We start from the raw sequence: 7108 nt of genomic DNA on the forward strand, positions 1-7108 counted from the left end.
ACTGAACAAGACAGTTCTGGCACTGGTGACGGTGGGCGTGCTAAGCAGTGGCGTGGCGCAGGCGGCACTACATGACCGGGGTGGAGGTCTCCTGTACGACGACGTGTTGAACGTCACCTGGCTGCAGGATGCCAATTATGCCAAAACCAGCGGCTACGATAGCGACGGCGCGATGAACTGGAGCGCGGCCAACACCTGGGCCGCCAACCTGAGCTTTCACGATAGCGTGCGCAACGTCGATCTAACCGGTTGGCGACTCGCTGCCAACACACCGGTGGGTGCAGATTGGAACGAAATCTTTTCGTATGACGGCAGCACTGACGTTGCTTTTAACATCACCAGCCCTCACAGCGAACTGAGTTACATGTACTACGTCAATCTGGGGCTGAAGGGCTATTACTCCCCCGCAGGCATTTATCAACCGAATTTTGGCGTTTTCGGCAATGGTAATAATGGTGGTCAGGCGGATGTCGGTCCGGTAAAAAACTTGCAATCCTACTTTTACTGGTCTGGTACGGCCTATGTGCCTGAGCCGGCCGACATCGCGTGGGACTTCTTTACCGGCTATGGTGACCTCACCGGTTACCAAAGCGCCACCTACCACTACAACGAGCTCTATGCCTGGGCGGTTCACCCCGGTGATGTCGCCGCAGTACCGGAGCCTGAGACGTATGGACTGCTGCTGGTGGGATTGGGGCTGCTGGGCGTGGTAGCGAAACGGCGGCGTCGGTCCTTCGCTGCTTCGTGATCTTCGGCCCTTGTAGGGGTGCAGGGGGCGGCATTTTTATACCGCGTTGGCCCGCTACCAGCCTCTGCTGATAAACCCTTGAAACCACGGCGCCTGTAGCGATAGCGGAGCAGGATGTCGGGTTAAGCCTGTGAGCTAACCCGACCCGCTATTTGACTGTCCGTCCCCGTCTTTCTTCGCTTACCGATGCTGAAAAACCGGCTTGCGTTTTTCGACAAAAGCGACCATGCCTTCCTTCTGATCTTCAAGCGAAAAGCTGGCGTGGAAAACGCGGCGTTCGAAGAGCAGGCCTTCGCCAAGGCCGCTCTCGGCGGCGCGATTGACCGACTCCTTGATCATCATCACCACCGGCAGCGAGAACGAGGCGATCGTGTCGGCGGTGGCCAGCGCATCTTCAAGCAGTTTGTCGGCCGGCACGATGCGCGCGACGAGACCGGCGCGTTCGGCTTCTTCGGCGCCCATCATGCGTGCCGTCAGGCACATTTCCATGGCCTTGGCCTTGCCTACGGCGCGTGGCAGCCGCTGAGTTCCGCCGGCCCCGGGCAGTGTACCGATTTTTATTTCGGGCTGCCCGAACTGGGCGGTGTCGGCGGCCAGGATGAAATCGCACATCATCGCCAGTTCGCAGCCGCCACCGAGGGCGTAGCCGGCGACGGCTGCGATCACCGGTTTGCGGCAGCGGGTGATGCGCTCCCAGTTGCGCGTGATGTAGTCTCTGCGGTAGGCGTCCATGTACGAGAAATCCTTGATCGCCGTGATGTCGGCACCGGCGGCAAAAGCCTTCTCCGAGCCGGTAATGACAATGGCGCCGATCGCATCCGAGGCCTCGAAGTCATCCAGCGCCTGGCGTAATTCCTCGACCAGCGCGTCGCACAGCGCATTGAGCTGCTGCGGCCGGTTGAAGGTGATCAGGCCCACCCGGCCGCGGGTTTCGGCGATGATGAACTGGTAATTGCGGGTCTCGGTCATGGTGTCGTTCTCCTCTGAAGGTTAACCTGGATGCGCTACTGTCCGGTTATTCCGGCGATAGCCGGAATTCAGTGATTGCGCTGTTCGACAGTAGATCGGGATGAGTTGTTACATGGCTTGGAGCGCCTTTCTTCCTGGATTCCGGCGTTTGCCCCGAAGGTGACAGGGCCTAGGGCTCAAATACTCTTGGGGTGCGCCGGAATGACGGCGTGTGTTGATTGGCTTCTGGTAGCCGGGTTTGTCAAGATTACATGCTGCGCCGGTATTGCCCGCCGACGGCGTAGAGCGCACTGGTAATCTGTCCGAGCGAGCAATAACGGACGGCGTCGATCAGCACGGCGAAGACGTTGCCGTTGTCGATCACCGTTTGCTGGAGTCTGGCCAGCCAGAGCGGCGCCTGATCGGCGTTGCGCTGCTGAAAATCACGCAGGCGGGCAAGCTGGCTCTGCTTTTCCTCCTCGGTCGAACGGGCCATTTCAATGTCGACCTGGGCGTTGCCCTTCGGGTTGAGGAAGGTATTGACGCCGATGATCGGGTACGAGCCGTCGTGCTTTTTATGCTCGTAATAGAGCGACTCTTCCTGGATCTTGCTGCGCTGGAAACCGGTTTCCATGGCGCCGAGCACGCCGCCGCGCGAGCTGATGGCTTCGAACTGCTTGAGCACCGCTTCTTCGACGAGATCGGTCAGTTCGTCGATGATGAAGGCGCCCTGATTCGGGTTTTCGTTTTTGGCCAGACCCCACTCGCGGTTGATGATGAGCTGGATGGCCATGGCGCGCCGCACCGATTCTTCGGTCGGCGTCGTGATCGCTTCGTCGTAAGCGTTGGTGTGCAGGCTGTTACAGTTGTCGTAGATGGCGATCAGCGCCTGCAGGGTGGTGCGGATATCGTTGAAATCCATTTCCTGCGCGTGCAGCGAGCGGCCGGAGGTCTGGATGTGGTACTTGAGTTTCTGGCTGCGCTCGTTGGCGCCGTACTTGTTCTTCATCGCCACCGCCCAGATGCGCCGGGCGACGCGGCCGATCACCGAGTATTCCGGGTCCATGCCGTTGCTGAAGAAGAACGAAAGATTCGGCGAGAAATCGTCGATCTGCATGCCGCGCGCCAGATAGCTTTCAACGTAGGTAAAGCCGTTGGACAGCGTAAAGGCGAGCTGGCTTATCGGGTTGGCGCCGGCTTCGGCAATGTGATAGCCGGAAATCGACACCGAGTAGAAATTCTGCACCTTGTGGTGAACAAAGAATTCCTGGATGTCGCCCATCATCTTGAGCGCGAATTCGGTCGAGAAAATGCAGGTGTTCTGGCCCTGGTCTTCCTTGAGGATGTCGGCCTGCACGGTGCCGCGTATCGTTGCCAGCGTCCAGGCGCGGATTTTCTCGATTTCGTCTTCGGTCGGCTCGCGACCATTGTCGGCATTGAATCGCGCCATCTGCTGATCGAACGCGGCATTGAAGTAGAAGGCCAGGATGACCGGCGCCGGGCCGTTGATCGTCAGCGACACCGAGGTATTCGGCGCGCACAGCTCGAAGCCGTCAAAGAGCACCTTCATGTCGTCGAGCGTGGCAATCGAGACGCCAGCGTTGCCGACCTTGCCGTAAATATCCGGGCGCGAATCGGGGTCGCAGCCGTAGAGCGTGACCGAGTCGAAGGCCGTCGACAGGCGATGCGCCGGCATGCCTTCGGAAACCCGCTTGAAGCGGCGGTTGGTACGAAACGCGTCGCCTTCGCCGGCGAACATCCGTGTCGGGTCCTCGCCTTCGCGCTTGAAGGCAAAAACGCCGGCGGTGAAGGGGAAGGAGCCGGGAACGTTTTCCTTCATCAGGAACTTCAGCGTTTCGCCCTCGTCGTCGAAGCGGGGCAGGGCGACCTTGCGGATCTTGGTGCCCGACAAGGATTCGGAGGTCAGCGCGGTGCGGATTTCCTTGTCGCGAATCTTGACCACGTATTCGTCGGCGCGGTAAAGCTCGACGGTCTTCGGCCACATGTCGAGCAGCTTGCGCGCAGAGGGGGTCAGTTCGCCGTCCTTGGCGACTATCAGTTCGTCAAAACTGCCGGCGTCTTTCTTGCACTCTTCAAATATCTTCTTGGCGATGCGCAGCGCCTGCCGCTCGCGCGCGATGCGCGACTGAGCGGCGGTGTGCTTGTGGTAGCCGCGAACGCTTTCGGCGATTTCGGCCAGGTAGCGGCTGCGCTCGGCAGGAACAATCGCCCGGCCGTGTGAAGAGGCTTTGACCGTGACTTTCGGCAACCTGGCGGCAGCGAGTTTCAAGCCCTTGCTTTGCAGCGCCGGAGCCAGCGCCTGATACAGCGCGGTGACGCCATCGTCGTTGAAACGCGCCGCCATGGTGCCGAAGACGGGCATTTCATCGCTCGCGGTGGTGAATAGCTCGCGGTTGCGCTGGTATTGCTTGCGTACGTCACGCAAGGCGTCGTCGGCGCCCTTGCGGTCAAACTTGTTGATCGCGACGAAGTCGGCGAAATCCAGCATGTCGATTTTTTCAAGCTGGCTGGCCGCGCCAAATTCAGGTGTCATTACATAGAGCGAAACATCGACGAAGGGAACAATCGCCGCGTTGCCCTGGCCAATGCCCGAGGTCTCGACGATCACCAGGTCGAAGCCGGACAGCTTGCAGGCGGCAATGACTTCGGGCAGGGCCGCGGATATCTCCGAGCCGGTAGCGCGCGTGGCCAGCGAGCGCATGTAGATGTTCGGATGATCGATGGCGTTCATGCGAATGCGGTCGCCGAGCAGGGCGCCGCCGGTGCGCTTGCGCGACGGGTCGATGGAAACGATGGCCAGCTTGAGCTGGTCGCCCTGATCGAGACGGAAGCGGCGTACCAGTTCGTCGGTCAGCGACGATTTGCCGGCGCCGCCGGTTCCGGTAATGCCCAGCGCGGGTGTCTTCAGCGGCCTGGCCGCGTCAAGGATGGCCTGCTTGATCTCGGCGCTGTACGCCCCGTTTTCGAGGCCGGTAATAATGCGCGCCAACTGCCGCCGATCGCCTGCGGCTAGCGCCTTCAGCACGGCGTCTGCACCCTGCGGCGCGGCGCTGTCGAGATCGATGTCGCTCTGCGCAACGAGCTCGTTGATCATTCCCTGCAGGCCCAGTGTCGCGCCGTCATCGGGCGAATAGATGCGCGTTACACCGTACGCGTGCAATTCCTCGATTTCGGACGGCACGATGACACCGCCGCCGCCGCCGAACACCTTGATCTTCTCGCCGCCGCCTGCTCTTAGCAGATCGAGCATGTATTTGAAGAATTCGACGTGGCCACCCTGATAGGAGGTGATGGCGATGCCCTGCACATCTTCCTGCAGCGCGGCATTGACGATCTCCTGCACCGAGCGGTTATGTCCCAGGTGGATGACCTCGGCGCCGGTCGCCTGCAGGATGCGGCGCATGATGTTGATTGACGCATCATGCCCGTCGAAGAGCGCTGCGGCGGTGACAAAACGCACCTTGTGCCTGGGCTTGTAGGGCATGAGTTTTTTGGCAAGGGAAAGGTCAGTCATGGCGATCAGGCTCCGCGCAGTTGGAATACGTTCATTCTAGGAAGCCAGCGCCAATAAAGCCATTGCTCCTTATGCCGCCAACAATGTAAATATTGCCAAAGTGGATTATGCTGTAAATACACAGCTCTACGAGATATGTATGCCCCATCCTGATAATTCTGCCAAAGCTGTCGCTCGCCTTGCCAGCCCACTTACCGCCTCCCGCACGCGCGCTACGGTGGCCATCGGCTTCGTGCAGGGCATGCTTGCCGGGCTGGCGCGTGGCCAGCATGCCGCTACGCCCCTGCTTGAAGCGGCCGGAATCGCTGCATCGGTGCTTGAGGACCCGGCGGCACGCGTGCCGGTCGAGCGCTACGCCGTGCTCTACAACCTGCTCACTCATGAACTCGACGACGAAGGCTTCGGCCTTTTCTCGGTACCCATGCGCTGCGGCAGTTTCGAATTTCTCTGTCGCAGCGTCATCACCGCGCCAACACTGGCCGAAGCCGTCGAACGCAGCGTGCGCTTTCTGCGCCTGGTACTGCCGGATTTTTCCTTGGCGCTTGAGCGCGACCAGGGTGCCGCACGGCTGCGCATCGTCGAGACACGTCCGCTGGGCATCGGTCGTGTTTTCGCTTTCGAATGGTTGTTGCGTCTGCTGCACGGGCTGAGCTCCTGGCTGGTCGGGCGCAACATCGTGCTCGAAGCGGTGGCCTTTCCCTATCCCCGGCCGCTGCACGCAGACGACTACGCGCTGATTTTTACCGCCCGCTCAACTTTCGCCCGAGATGCCAACGGCGGCAGTCTGGTCGCGAGCTTCGCCAACGACCTCCTCGACCTACCCATCCGCCGCGACGAAGCGGCCTTGCAGACATTTCTCGCCGGCTCGCCGGGCAAGCTGACCCTGCTTTACCGCCGCGACCGCGAGATGGTGCTGCGCGTTCGCAATTGCCTGCGCGACGCCCTGCCTGCGGCCATGCCGCTCGCCGAAGTCGCGCGCGCATTGCATGTCTCACCACGCACCCTGCATCGCCGGCTGCAAGACGAAGGCTCCAGCTTCCAGGCGATCAAGGATGCGCTACGTCACGATCTGGCGATCAGCCGACTGGCCAAGACAGCGCAGCCACTGGAAGGCATTGCAGCCGACCTCGGCTTTGCCGACGCATCGGCCTTCTATCGCGCCTTTGTCAAATGGACCGGCATGGCCCCGGCACACTATCGACGCCGGTTGAGGATTGCCGATGGCGAACCGGGCTGAGCTTTGCACACGGTTTTCCCCGGCTGATCCATCGATTAAAAAAACCTTGCCGATAGGGCGCAATCACGCAAATTGCGCGATGAAATACGGAGTTAAAAATTTTCTCCATGCAACAGTTGATTGGCCACGCATTGATGTCGGTGAGAATAATCGGTTATGCGAATTAACCGGAGGGCGCGAGTGAGCGAAATCGTTACCAACAATCCCAAATTTCGGATACAAGGTGGACGGACAAAGGAAGTCGGCACCAACGTCCGTTTTGATCAAGCCTACCGGCAGGTTTCGATCCTCAACGGCCTGAAGTTATTTTCATGGGCTACGGCAGGTTACTGATCCTAAACCTGCCGCTCTCCTGAACCAGCCATCCGACAGCAGTTCGGCCAAAGCCGACCTTGGGTATCTCTCCAGACTCGGGCGGCAATGTGCCGGTTACCTGCCATTCAGCCGAAAATTACGTTGAAGGGCAGCTTGCCGATCGGGTGAACTCACACTACCGACCCAAAGCGGAAGTAGCCCGTCCCGAAAAGCGGTCGTTCAGGAATGCAGTAAAAATGACAATTAGCAACCGCTCTGATCAAGATCAAATCGAACAACTGATTGAGTCTAAACGTGCGTTAACAGGGAGAAAAAATTGGTATCT

6 protein-coding genes are annotated in these 7108 nt (G+C 59.8%); 4 read left to right on the top strand and 2 right to left on the bottom strand.

The features are described 5' to 3' along the window. Positions 1-748, top strand: a 748-nt coding sequence (locus tag JNM42_RS10300; RefSeq protein WP_294269070.1) for a PEP-CTERM sorting domain-containing protein, incomplete at its 5' end; no start/stop codon positions are given. Between the two features lie 180 nt (positions 749-928). On the opposite strand, the gene JNM42_RS10305 is transcribed toward JNM42_RS10300, so the two are convergent. Both JNM42_RS10305 and icmF read right to left on the bottom strand, forming a co-directional pair. Beyond that, positions 929-1717, bottom strand: a complete 789-nt coding sequence (locus JNM42_RS10305) for an enoyl-CoA hydratase (RefSeq protein ID WP_294269075.1) — start codon at positions 1715-1717, stop codon at positions 929-931. Between the two features lie 247 nt (positions 1718-1964). Then, positions 1965-5231, bottom strand: coding sequence for a fused isobutyryl-CoA mutase/GTPase IcmF (icmF, locus tag JNM42_RS10310; RefSeq protein ID WP_294269078.1), 3267 nt, complete (start codon positions 5229-5231; stop codon positions 1965-1967). A 139-nt stretch (positions 5232-5370) separates the two neighbouring features. On the opposite strand from icmF, the gene JNM42_RS10315 reads away from it, so the two are divergent. The 3 genes from JNM42_RS10315 to JNM42_RS10325 all read left to right on the top strand — a co-directional run. Continuing rightward, entirely contained in the window at positions 5371-6468 is a 1098-nt protein-coding gene (locus JNM42_RS10315) for an AraC family transcriptional regulator (protein WP_294269080.1), read from the top strand. 180 nt (positions 6469-6648) lie between these two features. Beyond that, positions 6649-6801, top strand: a complete 153-nt coding sequence (locus JNM42_RS10320) for a hypothetical protein (protein ID WP_294269083.1) — start codon at positions 6649-6651, stop codon at positions 6799-6801. A 59-nt stretch (positions 6802-6860) separates the two neighbouring features. After that, on the top strand, positions 6861-7108 hold a 248-nt coding region (locus JNM42_RS10325), incomplete at its 3' end, for a hypothetical protein (RefSeq protein WP_294269086.1).

The organism is Propionivibrio sp., assembly GCF_016790145.1.
GTDB lineage: Bacteria > Pseudomonadota > Gammaproteobacteria > Burkholderiales > Rhodocyclaceae > Propionivibrio.